The sequence below is a fragment of the Paraburkholderia sp. Ac-20340 genome, from assembly GCF_017104965.1.
GTDB lineage: Bacteria > Pseudomonadota > Gammaproteobacteria > Burkholderiales > Burkholderiaceae > Paraburkholderia.
Map to the genome: position 1 here is coordinate 292,955 of NZ_JAAGPR010000006.1, position 26,636 is coordinate 319,590.

A 26,636-nucleotide genomic window follows, 5' to 3' on the forward strand; every position below is an offset into this window, starting at 1 on the left:
CCGCTACGCCGAATGCTGGCTCGCCGCCAGTTCACGCAGCGCTTCAAGTTCGGCGACGACTGCGCCCGAAAGCTCGCCGGCTTCGTCGTTCCATGCGCCAGCCTCGCGTAGTGTCGCGCGCAGTTCCTGGCACGCTTCATAAAGCATCGATGGGCCGAGCACCGCAAGACCGCCCGAAACACGATGCGCCCATTCGCGCAGTCGCTTGAAATCGCGTGCGGATGCGATCTCCGCGTAATCGGCGATATCGTGATCGGCCTGCTCGATAAAGAGCGGCGCAATTTCAGGCGATAGCGCAGGGAAGCGCGGCACGTCGGCATCGTCTTCCGCGGTGGACTCGACCGCAGCGTTCGCGTGTGCGCTCGCCACATCGGCCAGTACGCGCGCCAGTTCCGCGAGCGGCACGGGTTTGCTCAGATAGTCCGTAAAACCAGACTGGCGGCCTTGCGCGATCTGCTCGGGCAGGGCGTTGCCGCTCACCGCATAGATCGGCAATGTGCCATGTTTTGCGCGCGTGGCATGCAGCAATTCCAGGCCATTCATGCGCGGCATATTGAGGTCGGTGAGCACGACGTCGACGCGCGCATCGTCCAGACGTGCGAGCGCTTCTTCGCCATCCTTCGCTTCGATAACATTCGCGCCGAGCGTGCGTAACTGGTCGCGCAGCAGGCTGCGATTGAGCAGATTGTCTTCGGCGATCAGCACGTTCAGGCGCTGGAAGTCGCTGCCTTGCAAGGGTTCGCGCGACGCGGCAACCGCGCCTTCACGCTGCACTGGCCGCGCGCGCAGCATCTGCGTCGCGGTGCGAATGCCCGCGAGGCTATAGAGACTCACTTCCACGCTGCCGTCTGCGCGCGCGAGCGGCACGAGCGGTCCATCCTGGCGCAGCCACACCACGTTCGCCGTGCCGCCCCACACACGCAGCACATCGTCGACGCTGAATTCGCCTGTCACCAGCAGATAGTCGAGCGCACTCTCGCGCGATGAAACCGGCGCCGAAGCCAGATCCGCCGGCGTGCTGGTCTTCGTGTCGAACAGGTTCGTCAGCCATTCGTGATTTTCAGGCGCGCGGCACAGAATGGCCGGATTGGTTTCGGGCAGCGTCCATTCTTCACCGGCCGTCGCATCGGCATCCACACGCAGCGGCAAGGTGACGATCACGCGCGTGCCTACGCCCAGGGTGCTTTCCACTTCGCAGCGTCCTTTCATCAGCGTGGCAAGACGCCCGCAGATCGACAGGCCAAGCCCGGTGCCGCGCGCCTCGGTCAGACGATGGGCGTCGCCTTGCGTAAAAGGCTGGAAAAGACGGGCCTTGAGCGACTCCGGCATGCCCACACCCGAATCCGCCACGCTGATTTCAATCGCGTCGCCGTGCCAGTTCGCGCGCAGCACGATCTTGCCGGAGTGCGTGAACTTGAACGCATTGCTCAGCAGATTATTGATGATCTGCGCGAGCCGCACCGGGTCGAAATAAAGCCGTGCAGGAATGGCGCGGTCGATCACCAGATAGAAGGGCACCTGCTGTCGTGTCGCGAGCGGCGCATGCGCGAGAGCGATGCGCACCAGCAGCGCAGCAATCGATTCGGATTCCTCTGAAATCGTCATCGCGCCCACATCGATCTTCGAGAAGTCGAGCACGTCGCTCACGATCTGCAGCAATTCGGACGCGGAAATCTGCATCGCCTGCACGCGCGCTTCCTGCTCGGGCGCGAGCGGCCCGCGCGCCACCAGTTCGATATTGCCGGTGAGCGAAGCGAGCGGCGTGCGTATTTCATGGCTCATCGCCGCAAAGAAGCTGACCTTGCTGCGCGCGGCTTCGTCGCTGGTGCGCTTGGCTTCGCGCAGCAGGCGTTCGGCTTCGTAATGCTTCGACAGATCGGCGAATGCGCAGAACATCACGTTTTCGCGACGCATCGTGGCCGGTGCGTAGGTGATCTCCAGATGCACGCTTTCGCCGTCTTCGCGCGTGAGCGAAAAGGGCAGGTCGTAGATCGGCATTTCGCCGTCGCCGGGCGGCGGGTAAGGCATGCGCTTTTCGAATTCGACACATAATGCGCTCGGCAAACGCGTGGCCTGAGTGTCGAGGCCCAGCACATTGCGCACGATCTGATTGGCGATCACGATTTCGAAAGTGCTCTGGCGCACGATGCACAGACCAACCGGCGTGGCATGCACGAGCAGATGGTTGAGCAGTTCGCCTTCGAGCGCGCGCGACGCTTCCAGATAGGTGCGTTCGAGCACGTGACGGTTCCAGTAGCGCGACAGCGCCGCCAGCAGCGCGAGCAACGCCAGCGTCATCAGCCCGATAACGGCGAGCGGCACGCGGATCAGCGCGAATTCCGTGGTCCAGGAAATCGCCAGCGTGTAGTGGCCGAAGTCGTAGAGCGGCTGCTCGCGCATCACCCAACCGAAGCGCGGCAGCAGATGAAAGCGTTCGAGCGGCAGGTTGGCGATTTTACGATCGACGTATTGCGCGGCCACGGTGCTCAGCGGTCCGGCGAGCATGGCGCCATCGCGATCGAACAGGGTCGGCACCGCTTCGGGATGCGCGGGGTTCGGCACGCGCGGCAACTGATCGAGATCGATGGCAGTCAGCGCAATCGCATAAGGTTTGCCGTTCCTGCGCACGATGGAGCCGCCCAGCACCAGTTGCGGCGCGAAATTCAGCCGCGCAGGCGGACGAAACCACGTGACCTTGCGCCCAAAACCTTTACCCGATGGCGCGACACCGGGCGCATTCATGCGCAGCAGCACCTCGTCGACCAGCATGCGCGCATGTTCGGCGCCGCTGTGCAGCGAGGTATCGGCGGGATTGCGCGCACCGGGCGCGAGCTTGTAGCTCCAGGCCGCGCTGCCGTCGAGCAGCAGGAACAGCATCGGGGCATTCGCGCCGACGAATTCCGCGATCTGCACCGCGCGATCGCACGCTGCGTGCAGTTCGGGGCTGCCATCGAGACCGTCGAAGGCCGGCGTGCAGCGTTGTGACGTCACGGGCACGCCCGGCGCTTCAGGCAGGACCGCCGCGCTCGTCTCGTTCTCCTGCAAGGCCACCATCAGGCTCTGGCCCACGATCAGATTGAAGCGCCGCAGCAGCAGTTCGTTGGTCTGCGCCGTGACCGCGCGCATCTGCATGGCCTGGGTCGAGAGCGCCGCCGCGCCGATACTGAACACCGCCACCGCCGCCGCGCACAGGCCCGCGAACGCCAGTAGCGCGATTAGCATGCCGAACACGCGCCGCTCGCGTTTCAGATTCCGTTCCAGCGCCTTGAGCGCGCCGAGCGGCGAAGCGAGCGAGGCGATGCGCCGTTCCATTATGCGAACCCGTGTTCGCTCGCGTAGCGGATCAGATCTCCGTTACACTACGCCCATCCAGAATCGCCGGAAGCCTTACCCAGCATGGCTTTCGAGTAATTCATCCCAGTACACATGGGAAGGCTGTGTGACCAGAATGTGCCCAGCCATCAACTGACCACCGCGAGACGCGGCGGCTCATGCAACAGAACTGCCCCAGCGTGCTGCGCCAGGTGGTCGGGCGCGAGGTGGGCATACCGCAGCACCATCTCGAACGTCGCCCAGCCGCCCAGTTCCTTGAGCACCTGAAGCGGCGTGCCGCCCTGGACGTGCCAGCTTGCCCACGTGTGCCGCACGTCGTGGAACCGGAACTTCTTTATCCCGGCCCGGCGGCATGCCAACTTCCACGCATAGGCATCCCATCTGTCTAGCGGCTCGCCCGCGCTAACGAACACGAACTCATCGCTTTTGCCGATCTGCCTGCGCAGCACAGCGAGTGCTTCCTCGTTCAGTGGCACGCCAATCGGCTTACGCGCCTTGGCCTGATCGGGGTGAATCCACGCGCGTTTCGCAACCAGATCGACCTGCGACCACTCCAGCTTCAGGATGTTGCTCTGCCTCAGACCGGTCTGGAAGCCGAACGCCGTGCAGGCCTGCATGCACTCGTCGGTTAGCGCGCGCAACAGGCGCTTCGCCTCATCGCGCGTAATCCAGCGAATACGTCCGGTCGGCTCCTCCAACTCGGGCAGGTTGGGGGCCTTTTCGATCCATTCCCATTCCTTCGCCGCGTCGTAAAACATGGCACGGATCGTCGACAGATACCGGTTGCGCGTGCCCGCAGTCAGTGGCGCCTTTCGACCTACGCGCACCGCGTCCACAGGGATTGCCGCCATAATCTCAGAGCGCGTGATAGACGCCAGATCACGACCGCCGAAAATCCCGCAGAAGTACATCATGTGTGCGGTCATGCTCGTGATCGTTGTCTTTTCCATGCGCTCTCTGAGAAACCGCGCGGCGCCTTCTTCGAAGATATGACGCGGTTTCTCCCCCAATTTCGCTACACGCCAAGCCTCGTGCTTCAGCTTGTCGTGCAGCTCTTGCGCTTTCCTTTTGTCACTTGTTCCACTACTTTGGCGAACTCGGCCGCCGCCTGGCGCGCGGAAATCGATGTGCCAGATGTCGGAGCTTTTGCGTTTGCGGATTCCCATGTTGAACCTCTCTTGTCCGCTCGCGCCGGTCGATCGGTATTGTACGCGTCGCAGGATTGCCGCAATTTTTCAGGCCAGATACGCCACGCGCCCCCTACCTTGAAAAAACCAAGGCGGACGCGATTTGCATAAATGGTGGAATAAGAAACGCTGAGAAGCGCAGCCGCCTCTTTCAACGTGAGCGCTGGTTCGCGCAGCGGTGTGCTGGCGGTCGGTATGGCTACGATCGTCACGGTATGGCTCCCGCTTTTTCAGAGTTCCAATCGGCGCGCTGACCGCGCTCGATACGTAATAGAAGCGCCGCGCGCATCGCCTCGATGTTTTCGGCAGCGCGGTAACTGATTTCCTCGCTCGGTCGCTGAACGATCGCCGCAACTGCCGGCATCCACCGAATGTCTCGCACGCGCGTGGCAGTGCCGACGCGGCGCAGGCGGCCACCGTCTTCGAGCTGGCGGACCCGTGTGCATGCGAGTTCGAGTTCAATGCCAAGCTGCTCAGCGATAGCCGCAGTTGAGATTGGACGGATTGCGCGCGTCACACAATCGACGATGACGGAGCGCCGCTGGCGGGTACTAGCTTCCGGCATCGTCGTTAGCCTGTTGGTGCACGTCTATGGGTGCGCGGTTACCTTCACTTTCCTGACCGCTGCGCTCGATCTCAGCTTTGCGGGCGGCGTCGCCAAGCGTCGGCACAAGCTTGCCGCCGCAGTAGCAACACCAAGCGAAGTTGTTTTGCTTGGGACCGTCCGTCATGAAACAAAATGCTTCGCCACATTCCGTATCCCAGAATCCGCCTTCACCATCGAGGTCGTAGGTCCATTTGCATTCGCGATCTGCCTCGCTCATGCGCTCGGTGGGCGGTGGGGTGAGAGATACGCGGACGATCTCGCCGTAGGCGTTTGCATAGCCCTGCATCTGGTGCTCGGTGAAATACCCGCTTCCGTTTGCGTGCCGGATGGTAGGCGTCGGGAACCGTGGATGCGCGGGCCATTCGAACGTCGCGCGCTCGTCGGGCTGCTTGCTTTCGTTACTCATTGCGCATCTCCCTGGTTTGCTTGGCGTCGCTGGATGCTGTCGCGCATGCGCTGACGCTTCAAAGCGTTCTCGGCTTCGTATTTGTCACGTCCGAACAGCGCGTAAGGACCATCCTCCGTGTCGTAGATTTCGAGCAGGAGCCAGCCATCGCCCTCGGGTGCCGTCGGCGTCCATTCGGAGCAGTTGTCCACGTCTCCCTCGCACCAGCGCTCGTGCAGGTCTGGGAGGTCGTTCTCCATCGAACGAAAGCGCGGCTCGATGCCGAACGCCTCAAGAAACTTGTCGGCACGCGTGCCTTCGTCGCAAATCGGGAAGTTCGGGTGCGTCAGGAAGCCTTGATCGTCGCGCACGATTTCGCGCGGCGTCAGCAGCTTCTTGCGCAGGCCTTCGAGGTTGATAGGCGCTGCCGCATCTGCGGCGACGGTAGGCGTAGGGGCGGCTTTGAGCATCGCGCGCAACTCCGATGCGTGCGCGTGCTGGTCGCCCTTTTCGAGCGCTTCAGCGGCTACCCAGATCGAATCTCGCTGTGCGACCGTGAGCGGCGCTACCGCAGCAGGGGCGACGGTAGCGGCGATCCGGGCGTGGTCCTCATAGCGGACGTACAGACCGTTCGGGGCCGGATTGATCAGATTGCCGATGATGTTGAAGCGCATGATCGGCGCTGCGGCCGCATCGGCAGGGACGACGGCGCGGGCGTTCCATTGGTTTCCACAGGCGTCGCCCTCTTCGCCACTTTCGTTGCGCGTTCCGCAGGATGCGCATTCGACGATGCAGGACTGGCGCGCTGTACCGATGCGCTCGAAAAATGCTTTGCCGCCGCAGAACGGGCACGGCTTCAGTTGGTTGTCCATCGTTATCCTCGTGTCTCGTGTTAGGCGGTCAGATACCGACGAATTCAACGGCATGACCTTTAAGCAGGATGAAAGTGTCGACTTCGCCTTCGACCAATTCGGCAAGGCCGCGGGCTTCGAGCCATTCAAAAGCCTCTTGAATCGCCGGGTCGGAATCTTCGAGATCGCGCACTTCGCGTCCATCGGCATCGGATAGGCCAAACGTGGGCGCAAGCGCAGAACCTCTAACCGAATGGGAAGCGAGTAGCTCGACCATGCTTTCGTCAGCGATCTCGAATGCGCGCGCGGTGAGGTCTTGGGTGCTCATATCTCTATGCCGGTTACGGGTGGGGAGTCAGGTATTGCGCGTACTCGGGCCAGTACTTCTTGACGCTGCTGGCGTGTGCAGCGGGCGTGCTATCCCACTCGACTACTATGGCTGTGACGGTCGGCCAGTTGTCCGGGTCTTTGCCCTCAGCGATCGATGCTGCGCGCTGCTTCGCGAGATACGCACCCCAATGCGCATTGAATGCAGCAGCTACCTTGTCGGCTTCATCTTTCGAAGGGGCCGCGATCACGTCATCAGGGCCTTGGATATTCAGCATCCACAGTTTTTCGTCGCTCATGCTCGTCTCACTCAATCGGTTGGGGTTCAAGCTGCTTACTGGCCGCGCTCGGCGATGATTTCGCGCGCGGCTCGGAATATGTCGCTGGGGTAACGGAACCTGCGCAGCGCAGTCGGGCCGCTCTCGTCCCAGTCGGTGAAGTGATCCAAGACGATCCGCTCCAGCGATTCCCACGCGGTTTCTTCGTCCCACTCGGGCTCGTAGTAGCCGGACATTTCGCCGACAATTACCGTGCCCTTGAGCGGGCTGCTGGGCGGCGACATCACGACCCAGCGTTCACCGCGCCGCACCTTGAACTTGATGTCATGCCTCCACGGCTTGCCGCCGTGGCTCACGCTCGTGCGGTCCCAGTGCTTTCGCTCGATGCCAGCCTGCCCGGTGTGGCTACCGTCCCGCTCGGCACGGAATTGCTCTCGGCAGTCACCGAGCAGCGGCAACAGCGGCGCGGCACGCTTCGACAGTTTTTTCAGGATTCGCAGGTTCATGCCTCGGCATCCTTGGCCGACTTGCCGCAAAACGGGCAGAAGCTGGCGATTACCGGTATCGACTTGCCGCGCTTGAATCCGGCCGAGTTGGCCGTGACCTTGAATTCGGTCTTGTGGGCGACAGAGATGCCGACGCCGAACATGAAACCGACGGCTTGGCACTCGACGGCGGCCGGCGCGCCGAGCTCGGCCGAATACTTCTCAGCGAGCTTCTTTTCCAATTCGTTAATGCAGGTGCAGTTCATGGTCGTCTCACGTTTGTGGTTCAAGCTGCGTGCTGGCGGTAGGCGTGCATATTTATGCGTAAGACGCATAAACGCCGGTTATGCGTTTGGCGAATAAAAATTCGTTAGCGCGACGTGCAGTCGATGCGGACTTCGCCGCGCTCGCCTTCGGTCACATCAGCGATGTAGTGCTCGTCGTAGTTCGGCATTCCGCTGAGCGATTCGGAGTCTGTTGCGACAGAGACGACGTGGTGAGCGGGGAAGCGCTGCAGCTCAGTGATGAGTTCGGCGACAGTCATCTCACGACCTGGCTGCGAAGTGCATCAGCAACGGATTTGAGGCGCTCAACCGAAACACGTCCGAGCTTCGTGCAATCGACTGCTTTGTCGAGCGCAGATTTCCACTCGTGAACCGTCTGTACCCCCCCCATGCGCACATGCAAGGGAATCTGGCTTGCGAGTTCAGTAATGATTCCGCGCAACTCAGTCTTGGCGGCCTCGCGCTCTGCGTTGATCTCGTCTTTGCGCGCCTGCTTCTTCGCTGCGCGTTCTTCGTCGGTCATTTTTTGACGCGGCATGACATTCTCCAGTTAGCCATCCTTATGGATCAGATCGCTTAGTTCATGCTCCAGAAGCCACCGGCACGCGCGATTTCAGCGCCACCGACCTGCTGCAGCGTTGCGACAAGAAAAGCGAGAAGGGCGAGCACAACCGTGACGCGGCCCCAGAGCGCGATGAGGCTCAGAAGGTTTTTCATTTGGCGAGGCCGAATAGGAATTCGATGGGAGGGGCGATGCTGGCGGCCACGAGATAGAGCAGGCCGAGGACCGCGAACGGGGACCAGTCAGGCAGCTTGTGCATGGCTCAGTGACTCGCTGGTGCCGGGGCGCCGAACGAAAACTTCTTGTCCGGATCGATTCCGCGTCGCAGGAGCTCGCGCAGCATGTGCGTCGAGCCGTCGTTGAGTTCGGCCGTGATCAACTGCGCGTTGCGCTCGTTGAGGCCACGGCGTGCGATTTCGCGGATCGTATCGACGCAGGCATTGGCGCAAATGAACGAGACGAACAGCTCTTCGTCGGTGCAATCGGAGAAGGAGCGCCCGAAATCGCGCGGGTCGGTGAGGGTGAAGATTTCCACTGGGTTTCCTCGTCGCGTCACGGTGACGCGTTGAGGTAATTATACGAAAGCGTATTGTTTAGTCAATACGATTCCGTATAGATTCGCCCGAAAAAAATCCCGCCGAAGCGGGATTGTCTGCTGGAAGTTACTTCTGAGGAGACGCCGTCGACGGCGGCGGGGCGGGCGTGGGTGCGATGCCCGGCACCGCCGCTGGTTGAGGCTGCATCGGGACCACGTATTGAATGCTTGGCATTGCTGGCGCGGGCTGGCTGGCGCTTGACTTCAATCCCGTATAGATGGCAATGCCACCGGCGGCAACCGATACGACGACGGTGGCAAGCCATTTGTAGATGTCAGTGTGCGCTTTTTCGACATTTTGGCGAATGTCATTGATGTTGAACTTCGCGTTCAGTTCGCCGAGCGTAATGCGGATCTCCGACATGTCGTTTCTCATGCCGGTTACATCATTCCGAACGGTCGTGAAATCGTCCTCTAGACGCTTCACAGACTTTTCGAGGTTTTCGATCCTATCCATACCCCCATCATCTCCGCCGCCGCCGGCCGTGTCAAACCCCACACCTTTACCTTTCTGGATCTGGCGTGGTGATGTCGCTGCTTGCGCACTGGTGGTGACGCGACTCTTCGTCGCCATGGAATAGAGCGCAGCGGTGACCTCCTGCTGGGGGCCTTCTAATTCGGGAGCGATCGGTGCGCTCGTTACTTCTTGTTGTTCTCCGCCCATCGCTCGATCGTATAGTAGGAAAAGGGCTGAATCAATCCGCACGTATTGCACATGAGGTTGACGACGGGAAACGTATTCGGGTCAATCAAACTTTTCGGATAAATCGTCTTAGGCGTAATCCGCTTGGCGGAGTGGTAATAGACGAACGCAGTCGTGTCAGCTGGGGAGCCGATGACGGCCCATTTCCGCTCACCGCACGAGGGGCAGCTTCCTTTATGGACGGTATTGAAATACTCCGACAGCTGATCCTTCGTCAGCAATTTGGCGGTTTCTGGCTCCGGCGTTGGCGTGGCCGGGGTCTGCTCGTCTGCCATAAAATTCCCTGTGTAAAACGTTGGTCCAAATGCTCAGCCGAATAGCCACATCGACGGTTTCACGATCGCCGCGACGTAGTGCAACCGTTCGATCTGGTCGGAATTGATGGCGATCGGCGCGTGCGAGGTGTTCACAGACATCAGATGGGTACGGCCTTGGGCTGCGTAAAGGTAGATCTTTACCATTACACGGCCATCCTTGGCCTTTACCAGTACTTCGTCCCCGTGATCGACCTTGCGGTTCGGTTCGACGACGACGAATTCCCCATCCTTGATGCGCGGCGTCATTGAGTCGCCTTTACAGCGCACGCCGTAGGCGTCTTTGTCCTTGGACGGGAAATCCAGATAACCGTCCCCGTGGCCGACCGGATAATCCAGATCAGCCCAGTGTCCGTCGTCTCCCAATTGTGCTGTCCCCACTACTGGAATGCGTTTGCCGGGAGGGAGCGGTATCGGGTCGAACGAATCCTCGTGGTGGATGTTCGCCGATTTTCTTGCGCCCTTGCCCATCACCAGCCAAACAGCGCTGTAGCCGAATTTTTCCTGTATGTCTGCTGCATGCTCAAGTCGGATCGTCGCAACGGCGCCATCGAGCCATTCTCGAACGGTATCGGCCGGTACGTTTGCGGCGGAGGCGAGTTCCTCGACGCTGGCGCCCGTTTCGTTAAGCACAAGCGCTACGCGCCGTGCAACGTCAACGCCCGTTGCGGGTTTCGGGGCAAGTGCGCGCGCCGCTAGATCCGTGTATCGCAAGTCCTGCAGGGAGACGCCGAAAAAATCCGCGAGCGGGCGCACCGTGTCGTCGCGAGGCGTCAAGCTCTCACCGTTCAGGATGCGGAAGATCGTCGCCTGAGGCGGCTTATTTCCAACCCGTTCCGAGAGCGAATTTGGGTTCAACCCGCGTTTTTCCATCAAAAACTGCAGGTTTGAGACCAAAAAAATAGATGTTTTCGACATGCGCAGAAAATACGGAAATGCATAAGTCCGCGCAAGGACTTATACGATACCGTTTGACAGTAATACGAAAGCGTATAGAATGCGCTCCATAGGCAACTTGGAGCGCCCACATGAAAACCGCGAAGCAACTGATCGACGAGCTGACCTCCGCAGGCTTGAGCCAAGGGAAGGTTAGCGAAGCGACCGGTATCCCGCAGGCAACTATCAGCCGAATCCAGAACGGGAAGATCGCCGATACGAAGGCGTCGTACTGGAACCGTCTCAGCGCATTTCACGCGCAACACTTCGCTGCTCGTTCCAACTCGCTTACCCAGGCTGCCGCTGCGTAGCGCGTTGCGCTGCTCAATGTCGTCACTGTAATTACGCGGCCATTCAGCCGCATTCGAAGCTTTATGAACCGGGGTGAATACCAATGAACGCTGTTGAATTGCCGGTCTCAGGCCCGGCGAAAGTGAAGCCTGAATCGATACTGCGCGCCGCGCTGCGCGACGCGGAGAACCAGGCCGCTGTCGTCGATGCCACGGGCTGGGATTCGACGATGCTTTCCAAGGTGCTGAGCGGTAACGCCGGCATCACCATCGACAAGCTGAACGCGGTAATCGGCGCACTGGGCCTGACCATCACCAGCGTCGAATACATGGATTACCTCGCGCGCGGCAACGTCATCGGATCGAACTGTCACTGCGCCCGCATGAACATGGGCGAGTGCGGTCGCAGGAGCTGACCGTGGAACTTTTCTTCGATTTTTTCATGTTTGGAGTTATCGCATTCGCGTTTGGCGGCGCGTTCTGGTGGGTGCGGTCGTAAGAAAACCCGTATTGCACATGCGGTCGGCGCGCTATCGGATAGCTGCGCCGAGACCTCGGAGTGCTGGCGGCGGTGCAATGTGCTGAGCCGATGACAGGCCGGAAAGCTACGGCCAATTTTTTCGAGGATCGACGATGAATCAACCTCAACAGACCGACGTGGAGCGCATGCTGGCGGACCAGCCCGAGCCCGTTGCTTCTCCCGATGTCACGCCGCTGATCTGCCTGTCCTGCGGGGCCGTGAAAGTCCCGGGCGTCAGCCTTCCTTGCGGGCACTGATCCATGCGCATCTACATCGCCGGTCCCATGACCGGAATTCCCGAACTCAATTTCCCCCGTTTCCACGCCGAAGCGGCGCGCCTGCGCGGACTTGGTCACGACGTGATCAATCCAGCGGAAATCAACCCGGCTGCAGGCACGGAATGGGCCGCCGCGATGCGCGCGGACATCCGCGAACTGGTGACGTGCGAAGGCATCTGCCTGCTTCCGGGGTTTGAAGGCTCACGCGGCGCGCGCCTGGAGCGTCATATCGCGCTCGAACTCGGTCTGGAAATCATGTACGCACCGAGCGCCGAGGTTGCCGCGTGATGAAGCCATGGACATGGCGCCACGCCATTATCAAGTCGGGCCTGTCGCCGACAACGCGGCACGTCCTGTTGACGCTCTCGTGTCATTTGAATGACCTTGGTGAGGACTGCTTCCCGTCTACGGCCATGCTTGCCGAGGAAACAGGCCTTTCTGAGCGCTCAGTGTGCACGCATCTGACCACCGCCGCATCGCTTGGCTGGTTCGTCGTGCGTAAACACGGCTTCGCGAAGCAGCGCTGGGCGCGCCATGAGTATCTTCCGCGTATTCCAGAAGGGTTCGAAATTCGCGCCGAAAACGAAGGCACTGAAACAGGTTCAGTGCCTTCGAAAAGAGGGCGCGGAGCAAAGGCACTGAAAGACGTTCAGTGCCCTGTGGATAAGGGCACTGAAGCAGGTTCAGTACCTTCGGAAAAGGCACTGAACGTCGTGCAGGAAGGCACTGAACCTAGCGACGTAAAGGCACTGAACGAGGTTCAGTCTAATACTGCAGTTAACCCTACAAAGAAAAGCAGCAGCAACGCGAGCGCGGAAAACCCCGCTGCTGCTGCTGCTCAAAATTTAGGCAGCGAGGAAAACAGCAGCGACATCGCGGAACCTGACCGTGAGGCAGAACTGCTGAACGTGCTCGAGCAAGCTTTCGCCGTGGCCGTCGATCCCAAGGCTGACCGCGTGCTGGTGCTGACGTGGGTAGGCAAGGGCGTCACCGCTGAGCAGCTTCGCGAGGCGGTGCGCCGCGCCGCGAAGCGCCGCGAGCAAGCGTCTGACAATCGACCGGTCTACGCCGCGTTCCTCGATCGCTTCGTGACCGAGGTTCTCTCGGGCGCCGCGCGCGCCGATGAACCGGCGCCCAGTGTCGAGTGGTGGCTGAGCGATTCCGGCATCGGCGAGCAGGGCAAGCGTGTTCGCGTCGAGCGGCGCGCGAACGAATCGACGCCCGATTTTCTGGTTCGCGTGGCGAAAGCCTCCGGTCGTGGTCCCTGGATCGACTACGTGCTCATGCGTGAGCGCGGCGCGGCACGCTTTCCTGAAGTTGTCGATTTTCTCTCTGACGTGCTTCCCGCGGACTTCTGATCATGACTCCCGAATCGAATGCGCCTGTAAAGCGCCAGAAAAACACCTGGACAAATCACGAGGTGGCGATCGTCAGGAAGCACTATCCGACACTCAAACCTCTCGCTGAGATCGTCGCCTTGTTGCCGCGTCATACGCAGATTTCGATCGAAGAATATGCGCGCAAGATTCTGAAGCTTCGTCGGCCTCGCGCTGTTCGTCAGCAGCCCGCGTGGGACCGTATGCGTCGCCTGCTCGCCAAGCCGCGATCGCAGGCCGAGCTGGCCGATGCGTTAGGGTTTTCGAAGCCGCGCGCCTGCGAGCTTTTGCGACTCCACAGGGCCGATGTGCATATCGGCGGATGGCGCTGGCCTGATGGCCTCGGCAGCCCGACGCCGCTCTGGGTGTACGGCGGCGGGCCGGATATGCCTCGCCCGATGGGGCGACAGCGCGCACAACGGCAAAACGTGCGGCGTTCAAATCCCATCAGCGCGCTCGTCGCGATGGCGGTCGCATGAGTTCTCGTGCGAACAAGCGGGCCCGCGCTCATATGGGTCGCATCGCGAATATGGCGTGTATCTGCTGCACGCTTTTGGGCCGTGCGCAGGACTCACGCACCGAGGTTCACCACGCTCGCATCGCGCAGGGCGGTGCGCAGCGCGGTGGTGACTTCTGCACGATTCCTCTGTGCGCGGACGACTGCCATCGTGGTCGCAACGGTGTGCACGGTGACCGTCGCTATCTCGCAATTCTGAAAATGGACGAGCTCGACCTGCTGGACGCGACGCTTGAGCGCCTGTACGGAGATGTTCGATGACGCTTGTGCTTACCGTTGAAGTTCCCAGTCTTGCGCCGGCTGTGTATGGGCGATATCGAAACCGCATTGCCTATGTAGCTGCCGATGTCGAAATGAATTCGAGCGTGCGGGTTGTGCGTCGACTTGCGCGGCAAGACGGCACGCTTCGCGATGACGCCGTTGAGGTTGAGGTTTTTGTGCCAGAGGATCGTCGCAATGGTGTTGAGGCGCCACGCGCGGCATGGGTAACGCCGGAATATCTGCGGTGTCGCGCGATTGTGAGCAAGAACCGGAAATCTCTGCGTGAGTTTATTGAGTCTGGCGAGCGTGAGCGCGCCTTTTGACCGCGATACGGTCGATTTGCCTTGTGACGAGGAATGAATGAAACGTGAAAGCCGGCCGCCACTGTCCGAAAAGCACCAGCGATTTATTGGCGAATACCTGATCGACCTGAATGCAACGCAGGCCGCGATCCGCGCTGGCTATTCCGCTGCCACGGCCTATTCGCAGGGCCAGCGGCTGCTGAAGCATGTTGAAGTGGCGAAGGCGATCCGCTCGGAAAAGAAGGCGCGCGCCGATCGGATGCGCGTCACGCAGGACCGTGTGCTGCTGGAGGTAGCCCGCATTGCGTTCTTTGATCCGCGCAAGCTTTTTAACAGCGAAGGCGCCCCGATTCCGATTAACCAGCTTGACGATGACACTGCGGCCGCACTGGCCGGTGTGGAAGTGCTTGAAGAATATGAAGGCAGCGGCGAGGAACGGCGCTTTATCGGCTACACGAAAAAGTACAAGGTCGCCGACAAGAACACGGCTCTCACCAACGCCATGCGGCATCTGGGAATGCTGAAGGATTCACTTAATCTCAACTTGCCGCCGGGCGGCGCGCTTGTGCGCGTGGAATTCGTTGACCCGCCTGAAGGCGTGCCTGCGGCGAAACCGGAGGTGCAGACGGATGGATAAGGCAGCGCAGCGTGCGCAGTGGTTGCAGGAAGTCTCGGACGCTCAACGCATCGGTGAGCTTTTGCGGGATGAGGCGGTAAGGGGAGCTTTCGCGAAGCTCGAAGAGGAAACGATTCGCGAGTGGCGGGATAGTGAGGACTACCCCAAGTCAATACAATCGGATGCGTGGCACCGGCTTCGTGCGCTTGACGATCTGAAGCAGAAATTGCAGTCGATCGTGACGACCGGCGAAATCGCAGCGAAGAGTCTGGAGGATCTAAAACGTGGCTAAGAAAGTAGTTTCTGGAGTGAACGAATCGGGCGCTGCTGAGCAGGATCTGGGCACGGAAACATCGCCCGATCTGCTTGGACAGGTGCCCGATATGGATTCAGCGCAGGCAACGGGGGAAAGCCCATCGGGGGAGATCGCTTCGGCACCTGCGGAGGCCGCACTCAGCGATATTTCCGCTACGACTTCTGCCGCCGGTGTGGCTTTGGACGCGATTCTGGGCGCCGGTAAAGCGCCTGACACTCCTCTGGCCGCAGATGGCGACGATTACGCGCCGCCGTCGTGGGGCGAGTTTCGCACATTCGTGCTCAACAACGGCCATAAGTTTGTGCGCGCAAGCTATCCGAATCCGCCCACCGACTTGATCGAAACGATCTGGTGCGGCGTGCCGGTCGTTCACCACGAGATCGCTCGTGTGATGACGCCGAAGAGTGTGTGGCTGGAATATGGCGATGCCGAGTCGCGCTGAGCAGGCAATGCAAATGCCGCGCTGGTCGCGGGTGCTGACGGAGCGACAGTGGCGCTTCGTCAGTGTCCGCGGCGGTCGTGGCAGCGGTAAGACGGTGAATTTCGCACGCGCGATCTTGCTGCGCGCAGTGCAGGGCCCGCTGCGTGTGTTATGCACTCGCGAAGTGCAGGACTCGATCAAGGAATCGGTCTATGCCACGCTCGTGTCCGAAATGAAGAAGATGGGCCTCGAACCGTATTTCAAGGTTCTGGCTGACGAGATCCGGCCGCTTACGGGCGGCACGTTCATTTTCCGCGGCTTGAGCGACATGACGGCCGACAACGTCAAATCGCTCGCCGACATCGATATTGCGTGGATTGAAGAAGCGCAGACGATCACCGAGAAGAGTTTTCGCAAGCTGACGCCGTCGATTCGAGCGAAGGGATCGCAGATCTGGCTGAGCTGGAACCCTGAGCTGGAGTCGGATTTCATCTATCAGAAGATCGTCGTCGAGGGCTTGCCGAACTGCGCGAGCCTGTTCGTCAATTTCGACCAGAACCCGTGGTTCCCCGACGAGTTGCGCATCGAGGAACAGGACATGGCGGGTAAAGATCCCGACATGCATCGCCATGTGTGGCTCGGCATGCCATTGCCGGCCGTCGAGGGCGCGATTTACTTCCGCGAGATCTCGAAGATGGAGAGCGATGGGCGGATGCTGAATATGGTGATCAGCGACGAGCTGAACACGTACATCATCATGGACCTGGGCTTCAACGATCACACGTCATGCGGCGTTGTGCAGCAGGTCGCGGGCGAGTACCGCATCGTCGATTTCATCGAAAACCGGCAGCGGCCGCTGAGCTGGTTCAGCCAGCAATTTATCGATCGCGGTTATGAAGGCGCAATCCTGGTCATGCCTCACGACTCGGAGCACGAGACGCTTGCCGCCGACGGTATCTCGATGAAGGCCAAGATGGAAGCGCTTGGCTGGGAAGTCGAGGTTGCGGAAAACATGCCAGTCGAGCAGGGCATTCGACTGGTGCGCGACATTCTGCCGAAGACTTTTATCGACAAGACGCGATGCGGCCCGCGCGTGTACGAAGACGGCAGCAAGAGCGCTGGCCTGATCGAGCACATGAAGCGCTATCGCCGCACGAAGGCGGGCCACCCGATGCACGACGAACATTCGCACTCGAACGACATGGTGCGCTATATCGCGGTCCACGCGCCGCGTATGCACAACAACCGCTCGCAATGGGGCGGCGATCTGGAATTCAAACAACTGGTGACGGTGTAATGGAAAACGACCAACTCATGCAGGAACTGGCTCAATCGATGATGCCTGATACGTCGCCGGCCGCTACGCCGCAGCCCGGCGCGCCGGTCCAGATCGTCACTGAAGCGGGTGACGACAGCGATCCTGTCGAGATGCCCGACACCGAGATCTCCTCGATCCTCGAAAGTCATATCTCGCAATCGCAGAACTGGCTCGGGACCGGCATCGCCAAAGAGCAGGAAAAGGCGATGCAGTACTACCTCGGGCTACCAGAAGGCGATCTCGCGCCTCCGGATGTCGAGGGCCGTTCGAGCGTCGTCGACACGGTCGTAAGCGATCAGATCGAATGGCTGATGCCATCGCTGATGGAGATTTTCTTCGGATCGAGCCAGCCGGTTAAGTTTTGCCCGCGCAAGCCTGGCGACGAGCAGGGCGCCGAGCAGACGACGCACGTGTGCAACTACGTCGTGCGCGAGCAGAACCCCGGTTTTGAAGTGTTTCTCGACTGGTTCAAGACGGCGCTGCTTTCGAAAATCGGCGTGGCGAAGGCCTGGTGGGAACTCGAAACGACCGCACGCCGCGAAGTGTATTCGGCCATTACCGACGTTCAGCTCGCGATCGTGTCGAACGATCCTAGCGTATCGATCACGAAATGCACCAGCTACGTCGATCCGGCGGCAGAGCGCGCTGCGATGGATCAGTTCAACCAGCAGCAGGCCGCCGTGACGCAGTGGAACATAGCGCAGCAGCGAGCGCAGGCGATGGGGCAGCCGTGGCCACCGATGCAGCCGTCCGCGCCCGGCATTCCGCCTGCCGGTCCGAACGCTGGGCCGCCGAGCGCGCCGCCGCAACCGCGTCCGATGCAGCCGCCGCCGGCGCCTCAACCAATCGACCTTTCGAAGCTGCCGCAACTGCACGACGTCGTGCTCACGATTTCGCAGAAGGAGGGGCATGTTGCTATCGAAGCTCTGAATCCCGAAGATTTCCTTGTGGCGCAGACATCGCGCCGCATCGGTGACGGATTCTCGGCGCACCGCATGAAAATGTCGATGTCCGAGTTGCGCGCGAAGGGCTATAAAAACGTCGACGATCTCAGTTCTGATCCCGCTGCCGAGCAGGCGGAGCTTTCGGGTTTGGCGCAGGCGCGCCAGTCGCTTGAAGATCAGTTCGCGATGCTGACGGAAGATGATGGCAACGGCGACGAATCGCAGCGCAAGATCTGGGTCTTCGAATGCTATCTGCCGATCGACTGTGACGGCGACGGTATTTCTGAATGGCGCAAGATCACGAAGGCAGGTTCCGTAATCCTCGATAACGAAGTGGTCGACGGCCCTCCGTTTGCAGTGCTGTGCCCGATCCGCATTCCTGGCTTGTTGCATGGCCGCTCGATTGCCGATCTCGCCATGCCGATCCAGAAGCTCAAAACAGGCATTCTGCGCGGTTTGCAGGACAACATGAACCTGCAGATCAACGGCCGCGATTGGGTGATCGAAAAGGACGTGAATATGTCCGATTACCTGAATTCCGCGCCCGGGCGCCCGGTTCGCGTGAAAAATCAGAACGCGATCGGTCCGCTGCAAAAGGGGTTGGGCGACTCTGCCGGCGCGTTCAACCTCTTGCAATACGTCGACACCATGTCGCAGGAGCGCACTGGAGTGACGAAATACAGCCAGGGCCTCGATTCAGACACGCTGAACCATACGGCGACCGGCATCGAGAACATCACGCAGCGCGCCGATCTGCGCGTGAAGCTGATCGCGCGCACGTTCGCAGAAACTGGTGTGAAGGATCTGTTCCGGCTGATCCAGAAGCTGCTCGCGAATTACCAAGACAAGAACATGGTATTCCAGCTTAATGGGAACTGGGTAGACGTTGATCCGCGCGTATGGCGCAATCAATACGGTATGTCAGTAACGGTTGGCACAGGAACCGGCGACACTGGCAAGCGCGTTGCGCAGCTCACTAATCTGCTGGGTGTGCAGATGCAAGCCGCGCAGAATCCCGATCCGACGATCAAGAGCACCGTCACCGCGGGAAACATCTACAAGACGCAGACGGAACTCGTGCACGCGCTGCAACTCGGTGATCCGTCGCAGTTCTTTTCTCAGCCGCATGCGCCCGCGCCACAGCCTCCTGCTCCTGATCCCAGTCAAGCTATTGTCCAAGGCCAGATTGCGATCGAAACGACGAAAGCCAGGCTGCAGCAGGAAACGGACGCCGCAAAGCTTGCCCAGCAAGAGCGGTCCGATGTTCGCGATGCGCAGCTCAAGGCGTCTCTTGAGACGCAGCACGAGCAATTGCTCGATGCGCGAGAGCGCGACCAGGCCACGCAGAATCTGGCGTGGCAGCGTGAACAGTTTTACGCGAATCTCGCTGTCAATCGTGAAAAAGCAGCGTTTGCCGGAAAGGTCACTGACCCTGCCGTTGAGCGCTCGATGAATGATTCGATCCAGTCGGATATTCACTCGGAAGAGCAATCGGCTATTGATCGCGAATATCAGATCGCCCAGCAGTTGATGCGCTAATGGTGAAGGAATATTCTCCCTTGCAAATCGTGATTGGAGTTTGCCCGTGAAACTTTCGAAGCTGCTGATGCGCCTTTTGATGGCGTTTCCTTTTCATCACATCGTCGACGGCGAAGGCGGCGGCGGTGATGCGCGATCGGATCTCGAATCGTTGATCGTGGACCGCGACGGCGGCGAAGAAGAGGGCGGCAGCGATCCGGAAGGCGCAGCCGGTAGCGATCCGAACGAACTCAATCTCGACGATCCTTCGTTGGACGATAACGCCGAGGTAGTCAACGATCCCGACGGCACCGATCCGGTGTTCGAAATTCCGGTCGGCGATGGGAAGACGATCACGAAAACGCAATCGGAACTGATTGCAGAGGCATCGAAATATCACGGTGCCGAGAAGAAGTTTGCAGAAGCCGCGGCTATCCGCAAGGACGCCGAGGCGAAGCTACAGCAGGTTCCCGAACGGGAAAAGCAGTTGGGTGTGGTGCTTGAACACTACATCCGGGAGCACCAGGCTTTTCTGGCCTCGCAACAGCCAAACTGGGAAGCTCTCCTCGCCCAAGACCCGGCGCAGTATGTCCGGGTCCGGCATGAGTGGGAGCAACGCCAGCAGCAGATTGCGCAGGCTCAGCAGATCCAGGCGACTCTCAACAAGCGCAATGCAGACGCAGATGCGGCAAACCTCCACGGACGTCTCGAACAGGCGAAAGCCAAAATCATCGAGGCCATCCCTGAATGGACGGACCCGGCAAAGGCGACGGAAGGCGCTCAAGCGGTGGCTGCATACCTCGAATCTCAAGGGATTCCGAAGGAAATGCAGGCCCAGATGGACACGGCCGAGGTGTTCCTCATCGCTCGAAAGGCGATGATGTTCGATCAGGCTTTGGCCCGTCAAAAAGCGGCTCGTGAAGGCGTTAAGCAGCCTCCGCGAGTCGAGCGACCGGGATCGCGTCAACCCGCTCCGAATCGCAACCAATTGGCTCGCGCCAATGCGACGAAGACGTTTAACGCAGATCCCTCCGTGAAGAATCTGGCCGCGCTCCTCGAGTAAGGACGCAGGCCTCTTTGTCATAGGAGCGAGCAAATGCCCGCGAATACCGTCACGACCTACTCGACCGTAGGTAACCGCGAAGACCTTATCGACAAGGTCTTCATGATTTCGCCGTCCGATACGCCGTTCACGTCGGCGATCGACAAGGTGGACGCCGACGCCGTGCTGCACGAGTGGCAGACCGACGCGCTGCGCGCCCCGAACGGCTCGAATGCGGCTGTCGAAGGTGCGGATGCGTCCTATTCGGCACAGAACCCGACCGTGCGCATCGGCAATCGCTGCCAGATCGTGCAGGACACGTTCAGTGTTTCGGGCACGCAGGAAGCAGTGAAGAAGGCCGGCCCGAAGGAAATCGCCCGTCTGTCTGCAAAGAAGATGGTCGAGCTGAAGAAGGACATCGAAGCGGCGGCAATCACGAATGCCACGGCTGTTGTCGGCTCGGCAACCGTTGCGCGCACGATGCGCGGCCTGAAAGGTTGGATTGCGACCAACTTCTACGGCGGCACCGGTTCGGCTGCGCCGGTTCCGAGCACGAATACCGCGCCGGTAGCGGGCACCAATCGCGCATGGGCGGAAACGATCCTCAAGCAGATGCTGCTCGGTGCATACACGCAGGGCGGCAACGTCTCGCAGGTGCATATCCGCCCGGCAGACAAACAGGTGTCGTCGACCTTCCAGGGCAATGCAACCCGTCAGGTGGAAGTCACCGGTTCGGGCAAGCAAGCCGTGCTGAATACCGCCTACGCAGTTTACGCAGGCGACTTCGGGAACGTGTCGATGATCCCGAACCGCGTGATGTCGGGCATCGCGACGCCCGATAACGCCGCCTACGCGGTCGACACGGATCTGTGGGCTCTCGCAACGCTTCGCCCGTTCGACAAGGAAGAACTGGCCAAGACGGGCGACGCGCGCAATTTCCAGATCACCTGGGAAGGCACGCTCGAAGCTCGTAACGAAGCGAGCTCGGCACAGGGCCGCGACCTGTCGTAATACCCCGCGCCGCCGCCAATAAGTGGGCGGCGCTCACTTTTCTACTCGCTTGCGGGTAGTAGTCCTCAGGAAAATATCATGCGAATCAAGCTTCTCAGTCTGCTGATGGCCGCCGCGTTCCCGATGCGTATGGCCGATGACGCTCCGGCTGCTGCACCGGTTGACGAGGGAAACGCTGCTGGTGGTGTCTCATCGGTCGAACAGCCGACGGGCGAGACACCTGCGGCCGTTGTGCCGGACTTGAGCGCCGCAGGTGAGCCGGGAAACGATTCTGCGTCTGCACCCGCAGCCCCGGCGGATGCGTCGGTCGCTCCGATTGTTGGTGGCGAAGCTGACGCGCCCGAGGTCGCGCCTGAATCGGGGGAAGGCTCTGCATCGCCTGCGGCTGTCGAATCCGCAAGCGGCACCTTGTCGTCTGCTTCGAATGCATTGCCCGGCGACGTCATTCCGGCAGCCAATGCTTCCGGCGCGCTGGATGATGGAGATGCATCGGCGCCCGATCACAAGAGCATTCTCGAAACGCTTCTCGGCGATCTCGAAGGCATCGTGCACATGGCGAAGTCGGAGATCATCGCCGTGATCGATCGCGCCAAGGCGCTTCTGTAAGGGCTGCGCGGCATGTACTCGACGACCGAATTCATCTCGAACCCGGACAAGGAAGAAACGGTCGTCGTGCACACCGCGCGTTTCGACGGCCTGCTCGACCATAACGCCGAGCTGCGCGCCACGCAGCAGTTCGGCGATAAGGACATGCGCCATGTGGCGAATATCCCGGGCATCGTGATCGAGGACTACTGCATCCGCCGCGGCGTTTCGTGGCGCGAATTCTTTCAAGACCCGAAACACATCAAGGCGATCTGCAACGATCCAACCTTCGCGTACTTCCGTGTCGCACCTGGAAAGGTCTGACGCGGTTTTTTGCGATCAAGTCGACGCGTTGCCGCTTGATCGCTGAAGTCGATTGCATGAGGTAGCAATGGGAATTCTTGATGCACTTGCTGGGGGCGCAACGCGCGGCTACACAGCCGACGTTCTCGGCACACCTGTCGATCTGTCGGCAGATGCGATCAACGGGCTCACGTCGGCGTTGGGCCAGTTCACGCCGGTAGGCTTTCCGCAAATCACTGATCCCGTCGGTGGTTCTGCGTGGATTGCTCAGCGCATGCGTGATGCAGGGTTGCTTTCCGACCAGCCGGGCACCGCCGGCGACGCGCTGGGCGGCTTGATTCCGCTGCTGGCCGGCCCGGTGAAGCCCGGCGCGCTCGCTGATGCGCGCACGCTGCTCGAGGCGCTTCAGAGCGGCCAGCGCGCGAAGCCCATCGAACTTGGATCGTTGACTGCGGATCAGTTGCAGGCGATCAACGATGCGCGGGGTCGACTCGGGCAGCCGCAATTCACGTCGCCCGACGTGTTTTATAAAGGGACGCACCACTACAACAGCCGCGTCACTGATCAGGACCCGCCATACAGCATCGACGACATGCTCCAGCAGATCCAGAGCGGTCTGTCCGATCAATCGGTAGTGGTGAATGGCGGTCGCAGTCCGGTGTTGCAGAACCCGAATGCGCGGGTGAACGAAAGTGGGGTGCCAGTGAACGACGCGGCTGTGTTGAACAGCAGTCCGTCCGGAAAGCCCGAGCTTTTCTCGGTGATTCCCCGCGGTGACGGCCGCAAAAAGAAAGGGCCCTGACTGTGCCCGGGGATCGTCCAGATCTACCCGTTTCCGGGCGCTGGAGCCAGCTTTCGCCAGCCTCCGGGTGTCTACACAGTAGGGCCGAACTTGGAGTATAGCAAATGGCTCTTCAGTCGTTCACGGATTTGCAGGCTTCGATGGGTCGGTGGCTCAAGCGCCCCGACCTGCAGGCGCTCTTTCCCGACTTCATTACGCTTGCGGAGCAGAATTTCGACCGCAAGATCAAGACGCGCTCGCGCCGCGCGCGCTACTCGATCACGCCGACGACGAATCGCGTCGCACTGCCGAGCGATTGGGGGCGCGTCATTGCGGCGGATTTCAACTCGAAGCCGCTGGACTTCTTCCCGGCCTCGTCTGACCCGCGGATGATCACGTTCGGCTATCAGATCAAGGGTGATTCGCTCATCCTCACGGTTCCGCAGCTCGGCCAGCGTCTTGACCTGCACTATTACGTGCTGATCGAACCGCTATCGACGACCAACGCATCGAACTGGCTGCTTGAAGACGCGCCCGACATCTACCTCTGGGGCGCGCTGGCCGAGGCGGCTGATTACATCCGCGACGACGCAAACCAGCAGAAATGGCTCGCGCGACGCGACCAGGCAATCAGCGATTTCGTCGACGATGACGCCGAAGCCAAGACGCCGGAAGATCAGCCACTCAACATGCGGGCAACGTAATGCCATCGACGATCCCTTTCACTGGCTTCACGCCGAGTGTTGACCCCACCACGCCGGGCGCGGTGCTCGACTGCATGAACATGGTCCCGACGTTGCGCGGCATGAAGGCCGCGCCGACGCCGTCGCCGCTGGGTAATGCTCCTTTTCCCGATGCGGTGACTGGCGCGGCCACATGCGAACTGCTTTCGGGCAGCTATCGCACGATTGCGGGCACGGCGACGAAGCTTTTCGAGGTCGTCGGCCCTGAGCAAAACGACGTATCAGGTATGGCCTATTCAGGCGGCGCGAATCGCTGGCGCTTTTGCCAATTCGGCAACGCAACGATTGCGTCAAATGGCGCCGATCCGATTCAAGAATCGATTTCGAGTGGCGATTTCACGCCGATCGGCTCGGTTCAAAGCGTGGCAGTGACGGCTGCCGGGACGGGATATTTCACGGCGCCGGCGGTTGCATTCTCTGGAGGCGCCGGCAGCGGCGCGGCCGGTACCGCAACGCTGTCGGGCGGCGGCACAGTCGGATCGATCAGCATCACAGCCGGTGGCAGCGGGTACACGAGCGCGCCGACCGTCACCTTGACTGGCGGTGGCGGAACTGGGGCAACCGCGACTGCGACCATCAGCGGCGGCGCAGTGACGGGCGTGACGGTGACCAACGCAGGTAGCGGATACACGAGCGCTCCGACGGTGGCATTCACTGGTGGTGCTGGGACGGGCGCGGCGGCAACTGCAAAGGGCGGCGGCAACGTCGCATCGGTGTCTGTAACCGCGCCTGGCAATGGTTACACCGGTGCAGCGACCGTGACATTGAGCGGCGGCGGCGGTGCTGGGGCGACGGCTACCGCAACCATGAATCTCGCGCCGGCCGCGTCGATCGTCGAGACGACGCAAGGCTTCGTTTTTGCGTTCGATACGACCGATTCTTCGATGGGGCACCGCCCGAATGGCTGGTGGTGCAGCGCGATCTACAACCAGGAAGACTGGATCGCGAATATCGCGACGCAATGCGCCTACGGAGTCATTATCGACACGCCCGGGAAAATCACGGCGGGGCGCGCGCTCGGAACGAATATCGTCGTCTACAAGAAAGATTCGATGTTCTACGGGAATTATCAGGGCGGTTCAGTTATCTGGGGGTTCCAGCAGATCTCGCCGGTGGTGGGAACGCCTTGTCAGGAAGCGGTCGTTGCGATCGGCACCCGTCATGTTTTTCTCGGCAGCGACGCGCAGGTATATGACTATGACGGCTCGGCAGTTCAACCGATCGGCGACGAAGTAAAAGACTGGCTTTATGCGAACTGGTCGCAGATCTATCGCGATCGCATCGAGAGCTACCACGACAAGGAAAATTCCCTTGTTTATTGGTATTTCGTGTCGAGCAACGCGAGCACGCCAGCCCCGGATAAATGCCTCGTGCTCAACTATCGAACCGGCAAGTTTGGCCGGGCCGATGCTCAGGTGGAAGCCGCTGTCGTCTACATTTCTGGCCAGATCACATGGGATTCGGTGGGCTCTTTGCCGAACGTGACGACGTGGGACACGCTGCCGGCGGTGCCGTATAACAGTTCGTTCTGGAGTCAGGCGAGCGAGATCCCGGCGATTGTCGACACATCGCACACCATTCAGTCCCTGAGCGGTGTTTCGGAAAATAGCTCGCTCACGAGCGGCTGGTTTGGCGATGACAGCAACTACATGTTTGTGTCTGGCGTAGTTCCTCGCTTCGCTGCTGTACCGTCGACGTGCAAGGGCAGCGCGCAGTCACTTTCGCAACTGGGCGCCACACCATCCGCGCAGATCCTGGGCGACATGTACGACGGCGAGCTGCCGGCTGATTTCAGCGCACGGTACGCGCAGATCACGCTGAATTTCACGGGAAATCATGAGATTTTGGGCGCTGTGCCCAAGATCCAGAGCGCAGGGAGCATCTGACATGGCTCGTTTGTCACCGATCAATCTCGGTTCGCCCGGCACGATCAGCGCACTGGTCGCGGCGCTCAAGCGCGCGCTCGATCCCATCATCCTGCAACTCAACGACCTCGGAGACGGGAAAGCCGTAGCCGTTAGCAACGCGATGGCGGCGCCGCCGGCCTCGGGGTCGACGACGACGTATGCAGTCGGTGACGTGATCAAGAACAGCGTCCCCGCCGAACTCGGCGCCGTCGGCGCGAAATACATCATCACCGGCTGGATCTGCGTTGCGGCCGGAACGCCTGGAGTGTGGAAAGAATGTCGAGTACTGACCGGAAGCTGACCGCAATCCCGCCGGCCGATCTCGCGCGCGTATGGCCGACGATCCGCTCCGAAGTCGCGTCTGTCGAAGCGCCAGAAGGGCTCATTCCTGAAGATGTGTACGCGTCGTGCCGCGCTAACGAGGCGACACTATTCCTATTGCATGTGGCGGGCCAGCGCATCGGCTGGATGGTGCTTCGGATGATCGGGCGCGATCTGCATATCTGGCTGCTCTACGCGGAACCCGGCTTCGATCCGATGAGCATTTTTCGGGATGATCTAATGGCAGTCGCGCGCGGAGCGACGCCATATCCCGCGCTGAAACTCACGTTCGGATCGACACGGCGCGGCTGGGCGCGAGTGGCGCCGCAGCATGGCTTCAGGGTGCGCCACACCACATACGAATGCGACGTCGATTCCTTGTAACTGCGGACAATTGGGATATTATCCTGAGACTTTCA

General features: G+C 60.5%; 38 protein-coding genes. 22 read left to right on the top strand and 16 right to left on the bottom strand.

Going from position 1 to position 26,636, the window contains the following annotated elements; genetic code table 11:
* Positions 1–3: 3 nt before the first annotated feature.
* The 16 genes from G3N59_RS10450 to G3N59_RS10525 form a co-directional block, all read right to left on the bottom strand.
* Positions 4–3,312: a hybrid sensor histidine kinase/response regulator gene (locus tag G3N59_RS10450; protein WP_205982506.1), complete on the bottom strand. Its 3,309-nt coding sequence runs from the start codon at positions 3,310–3,312 to the stop codon at positions 4–6.
* A 149-nt stretch (positions 3,313–3,461) separates the two neighbouring features.
* Positions 3,462–4,499, bottom strand: a complete 1,038-nt coding sequence (locus G3N59_RS10455) for a site-specific integrase (RefSeq protein WP_205982507.1) — start codon at positions 4,497–4,499, stop codon at positions 3,462–3,464.
* A gap of 229 nt (positions 4,500–4,728) precedes the next feature.
* Complete coding sequence (locus G3N59_RS10460; protein ID WP_205982508.1) at positions 4,729–5,085, bottom strand: hypothetical protein; 357 nt, start codon at positions 5,083–5,085, stop codon at positions 4,729–4,731.
* The gene (locus G3N59_RS10465; protein ID WP_205982509.1) at positions 5,072–5,533 is read right to left on the bottom strand and encodes a hypothetical protein; all 462 of its coding nucleotides are present in this window, start codon (positions 5,531–5,533) and stop codon (positions 5,072–5,074) included. Before G3N59_RS10465 ends, G3N59_RS10460 begins: the two co-directional genes overlap by 14 nt.
* A complete protein-coding gene (locus G3N59_RS10470) occupies positions 5,530–6,384 on the bottom strand; it encodes a Lar family restriction alleviation protein (RefSeq protein ID WP_205982510.1) in 855 nt (284 codons plus the stop codon). The genes G3N59_RS10465 and G3N59_RS10470 overlap by 4 nt, the downstream gene beginning before the upstream one ends.
* A gap of 28 nt (positions 6,385–6,412) precedes the next feature.
* Positions 6,413–6,691 carry a hypothetical protein gene (locus G3N59_RS10475; protein WP_205982511.1) on the bottom strand — a complete coding sequence of 93 codons (279 nt, stop codon included), beginning with the start codon at positions 6,689–6,691 and terminating at the stop codon, positions 6,413–6,415.
* Between the two features lie 13 nt (positions 6,692–6,704).
* Positions 6,705–6,989 (bottom strand): hypothetical protein, encoded by a 285-nt coding sequence (locus tag G3N59_RS10480; RefSeq protein ID WP_241023331.1) that lies wholly within the window; start codon positions 6,987–6,989, stop codon positions 6,705–6,707.
* A 35-nt stretch (positions 6,990–7,024) separates the two neighbouring features.
* Positions 7,025–7,474 carry a hypothetical protein gene (locus tag G3N59_RS10485; RefSeq protein WP_205982512.1) on the bottom strand — a complete coding sequence of 150 codons (450 nt, stop codon included), beginning with the start codon at positions 7,472–7,474 and terminating at the stop codon, positions 7,025–7,027.
* On the bottom strand, positions 7,471–7,719 hold the full coding sequence (locus G3N59_RS10490) for a hypothetical protein (protein WP_205982513.1): 249 nt from the start codon (positions 7,717–7,719) through the stop codon (positions 7,471–7,473). Before G3N59_RS10490 ends, G3N59_RS10485 begins: the two co-directional genes overlap by 4 nt.
* A 104-nt stretch (positions 7,720–7,823) precedes the next feature.
* Positions 7,824–7,997 carry a hypothetical protein gene (locus G3N59_RS10495; RefSeq protein ID WP_205982514.1) on the bottom strand — a complete coding sequence of 58 codons (174 nt, stop codon included), beginning with the start codon at positions 7,995–7,997 and terminating at the stop codon, positions 7,824–7,826.
* Entirely contained in the window at positions 7,994–8,275 is a 282-nt protein-coding gene (locus G3N59_RS10500; RefSeq protein ID WP_205982515.1) for a hypothetical protein, read from the bottom strand. Before G3N59_RS10500 ends, G3N59_RS10495 begins: the two co-directional genes overlap by 4 nt.
* Before the next feature lie 38 nt (positions 8,276–8,313).
* Positions 8,314–8,454 (bottom strand): hypothetical protein, encoded by a 141-nt coding sequence (locus tag G3N59_RS10505; RefSeq protein ID WP_205982516.1) that lies wholly within the window; start codon positions 8,452–8,454, stop codon positions 8,314–8,316.
* 107 nt (positions 8,455–8,561) lie between these two features.
* On the bottom strand, positions 8,562–8,834 hold the full coding sequence (locus tag G3N59_RS10510) for a hypothetical protein (RefSeq protein ID WP_205982517.1): 273 nt from the start codon (positions 8,832–8,834) through the stop codon (positions 8,562–8,564).
* A 127-nt stretch (positions 8,835–8,961) separates the two neighbouring features.
* Complete coding sequence (locus G3N59_RS10515) at positions 8,962–9,558, bottom strand: hypothetical protein (protein ID WP_205982518.1); 597 nt, start codon at positions 9,556–9,558, stop codon at positions 8,962–8,964.
* Entirely contained in the window at positions 9,534–9,872 is a 339-nt protein-coding gene (locus tag G3N59_RS10520) for a hypothetical protein (protein ID WP_205982519.1), read from the bottom strand. Before G3N59_RS10520 ends, G3N59_RS10515 begins: the two co-directional genes overlap by 25 nt.
* A 33-nt stretch (positions 9,873–9,905) precedes the next feature.
* Complete coding sequence (locus G3N59_RS10525; RefSeq protein WP_241023332.1) at positions 9,906–10,829, bottom strand: S24 family peptidase; 924 nt, start codon at positions 10,827–10,829, stop codon at positions 9,906–9,908.
* A gap of 110 nt (positions 10,830–10,939) precedes the next feature.
* Here G3N59_RS10525 and G3N59_RS10530 point away from each other — a divergent pair, with 110 nt between their 5' ends.
* From G3N59_RS10530 to G3N59_RS10640, 22 genes are all read left to right on the top strand, one after another.
* The gene (locus tag G3N59_RS10530; protein WP_205982520.1) at positions 10,940–11,158 is read left to right on the top strand and encodes a helix-turn-helix transcriptional regulator; all 219 of its coding nucleotides are present in this window, start codon (positions 10,940–10,942) and stop codon (positions 11,156–11,158) included.
* Positions 11,159–11,241: 83 nt separating this feature from the next.
* Complete coding sequence (locus G3N59_RS10535) at positions 11,242–11,553, top strand: helix-turn-helix transcriptional regulator (RefSeq protein ID WP_205982521.1); 312 nt, start codon at positions 11,242–11,244, stop codon at positions 11,551–11,553.
* Between the two features lie 217 nt (positions 11,554–11,770).
* Entirely contained in the window at positions 11,771–11,914 is a 144-nt protein-coding gene (locus G3N59_RS10540) for a hypothetical protein (RefSeq protein ID WP_205982522.1), read from the top strand.
* Positions 11,915–11,917: 3 nt separating this feature from the next.
* Complete coding sequence (locus G3N59_RS10545; protein ID WP_205982523.1) at positions 11,918–12,223, top strand: DUF4406 domain-containing protein; 306 nt, start codon at positions 11,918–11,920, stop codon at positions 12,221–12,223.
* Positions 12,223–13,293, top strand: a complete 1,071-nt coding sequence (locus G3N59_RS10550) for a helix-turn-helix domain-containing protein (RefSeq protein WP_241023364.1) — start codon at positions 12,223–12,225, stop codon at positions 13,291–13,293. Before G3N59_RS10545 ends, G3N59_RS10550 begins: the two co-directional genes overlap by 1 nt.
* Positions 13,294–13,295: 2 nt before the next feature.
* The gene (locus G3N59_RS10555) at positions 13,296–13,790 is read left to right on the top strand and encodes a hypothetical protein (RefSeq protein WP_205982525.1); all 495 of its coding nucleotides are present in this window, start codon (positions 13,296–13,298) and stop codon (positions 13,788–13,790) included.
* The gene (locus G3N59_RS10560; protein ID WP_205982526.1) at positions 13,787–14,089 is read left to right on the top strand and encodes a hypothetical protein; all 303 of its coding nucleotides are present in this window, start codon (positions 13,787–13,789) and stop codon (positions 14,087–14,089) included. Before G3N59_RS10555 ends, G3N59_RS10560 begins: the two co-directional genes overlap by 4 nt.
* Positions 14,086–14,412 carry a hypothetical protein gene (locus G3N59_RS10565; protein WP_205982527.1) on the top strand — a complete coding sequence of 109 codons (327 nt, stop codon included), beginning with the start codon at positions 14,086–14,088 and terminating at the stop codon, positions 14,410–14,412. The genes G3N59_RS10560 and G3N59_RS10565 overlap by 4 nt, the downstream gene beginning before the upstream one ends.
* A gap of 37 nt (positions 14,413–14,449) precedes the next feature.
* Positions 14,450–15,028: a terminase small subunit gene (locus G3N59_RS10570; RefSeq protein ID WP_205982528.1), complete on the top strand. Its 579-nt coding sequence runs from the start codon at positions 14,450–14,452 to the stop codon at positions 15,026–15,028.
* On the top strand, positions 15,021–15,299 hold the full coding sequence (locus tag G3N59_RS10575) for a hypothetical protein (protein WP_205982529.1): 279 nt from the start codon (positions 15,021–15,023) through the stop codon (positions 15,297–15,299). The genes G3N59_RS10570 and G3N59_RS10575 overlap by 8 nt, the downstream gene beginning before the upstream one ends.
* A gap of 16 nt (positions 15,300–15,315) precedes the next feature.
* The gene (locus G3N59_RS10580) at positions 15,316–15,765 is read left to right on the top strand and encodes a hypothetical protein (protein WP_205982530.1); all 450 of its coding nucleotides are present in this window, start codon (positions 15,316–15,318) and stop codon (positions 15,763–15,765) included.
* Positions 15,749–17,041 carry a PBSX family phage terminase large subunit gene (locus G3N59_RS10585; RefSeq protein WP_241023333.1) on the top strand — a complete coding sequence of 431 codons (1,293 nt, stop codon included), beginning with the start codon at positions 15,749–15,751 and terminating at the stop codon, positions 17,039–17,041. The genes G3N59_RS10580 and G3N59_RS10585 overlap by 17 nt, the downstream gene beginning before the upstream one ends.
* A 17-nt stretch (positions 17,042–17,058) precedes the next feature.
* On the top strand, positions 17,059–19,545 hold the full coding sequence (locus tag G3N59_RS10590; RefSeq protein WP_241023334.1) for a plasmid partitioning protein ParF: 2,487 nt from the start codon (positions 17,059–17,061) through the stop codon (positions 19,543–19,545).
* A gap of 46 nt (positions 19,546–19,591) precedes the next feature.
* Positions 19,592–20,587 (top strand): response regulator receiver protein, encoded by a 996-nt coding sequence (locus G3N59_RS10595; RefSeq protein WP_205982531.1) that lies wholly within the window; start codon positions 19,592–19,594, stop codon positions 20,585–20,587.
* Between the two features lie 33 nt (positions 20,588–20,620).
* On the top strand, positions 20,621–21,577 hold the full coding sequence (locus G3N59_RS10600; protein WP_205982532.1) for a DUF5309 family protein: 957 nt from the start codon (positions 20,621–20,623) through the stop codon (positions 21,575–21,577).
* Positions 21,578–21,655: 78 nt separating this feature from the next.
* Positions 21,656–22,183: a hypothetical protein gene (locus G3N59_RS10605; protein WP_205982533.1), complete on the top strand. Its 528-nt coding sequence runs from the start codon at positions 21,656–21,658 to the stop codon at positions 22,181–22,183.
* A gap of 12 nt (positions 22,184–22,195) precedes the next feature.
* Complete coding sequence (locus G3N59_RS10610) at positions 22,196–22,486, top strand: hypothetical protein (protein ID WP_205982534.1); 291 nt, start codon at positions 22,196–22,198, stop codon at positions 22,484–22,486.
* Between the two features lie 67 nt (positions 22,487–22,553).
* Positions 22,554–23,267, top strand: coding sequence for a hypothetical protein (locus tag G3N59_RS10615; protein ID WP_205982535.1), 714 nt, complete (start codon positions 22,554–22,556; stop codon positions 23,265–23,267).
* Between the two features lie 104 nt (positions 23,268–23,371).
* The gene (locus tag G3N59_RS10620) at positions 23,372–23,950 is read left to right on the top strand and encodes a hypothetical protein (protein ID WP_205982536.1); all 579 of its coding nucleotides are present in this window, start codon (positions 23,372–23,374) and stop codon (positions 23,948–23,950) included.
* Positions 23,950–25,875: a hypothetical protein gene (locus tag G3N59_RS36950; RefSeq protein ID WP_241023335.1), complete on the top strand. Its 1,926-nt coding sequence runs from the start codon at positions 23,950–23,952 to the stop codon at positions 25,873–25,875. Before G3N59_RS10620 ends, G3N59_RS36950 begins: the two co-directional genes overlap by 1 nt.
* A gap of 1 nt (position 25,876) precedes the next feature.
* Entirely contained in the window at positions 25,877–26,197 is a 321-nt protein-coding gene (locus tag G3N59_RS10635; RefSeq protein ID WP_205982537.1) for a hypothetical protein, read from the top strand.
* On the top strand, positions 26,173–26,601 hold the full coding sequence (locus G3N59_RS10640) for a hypothetical protein (RefSeq protein ID WP_205982538.1): 429 nt from the start codon (positions 26,173–26,175) through the stop codon (positions 26,599–26,601). The genes G3N59_RS10635 and G3N59_RS10640 overlap by 25 nt, the downstream gene beginning before the upstream one ends.
* Positions 26,602–26,636: the final 35 nt, after the last annotated feature.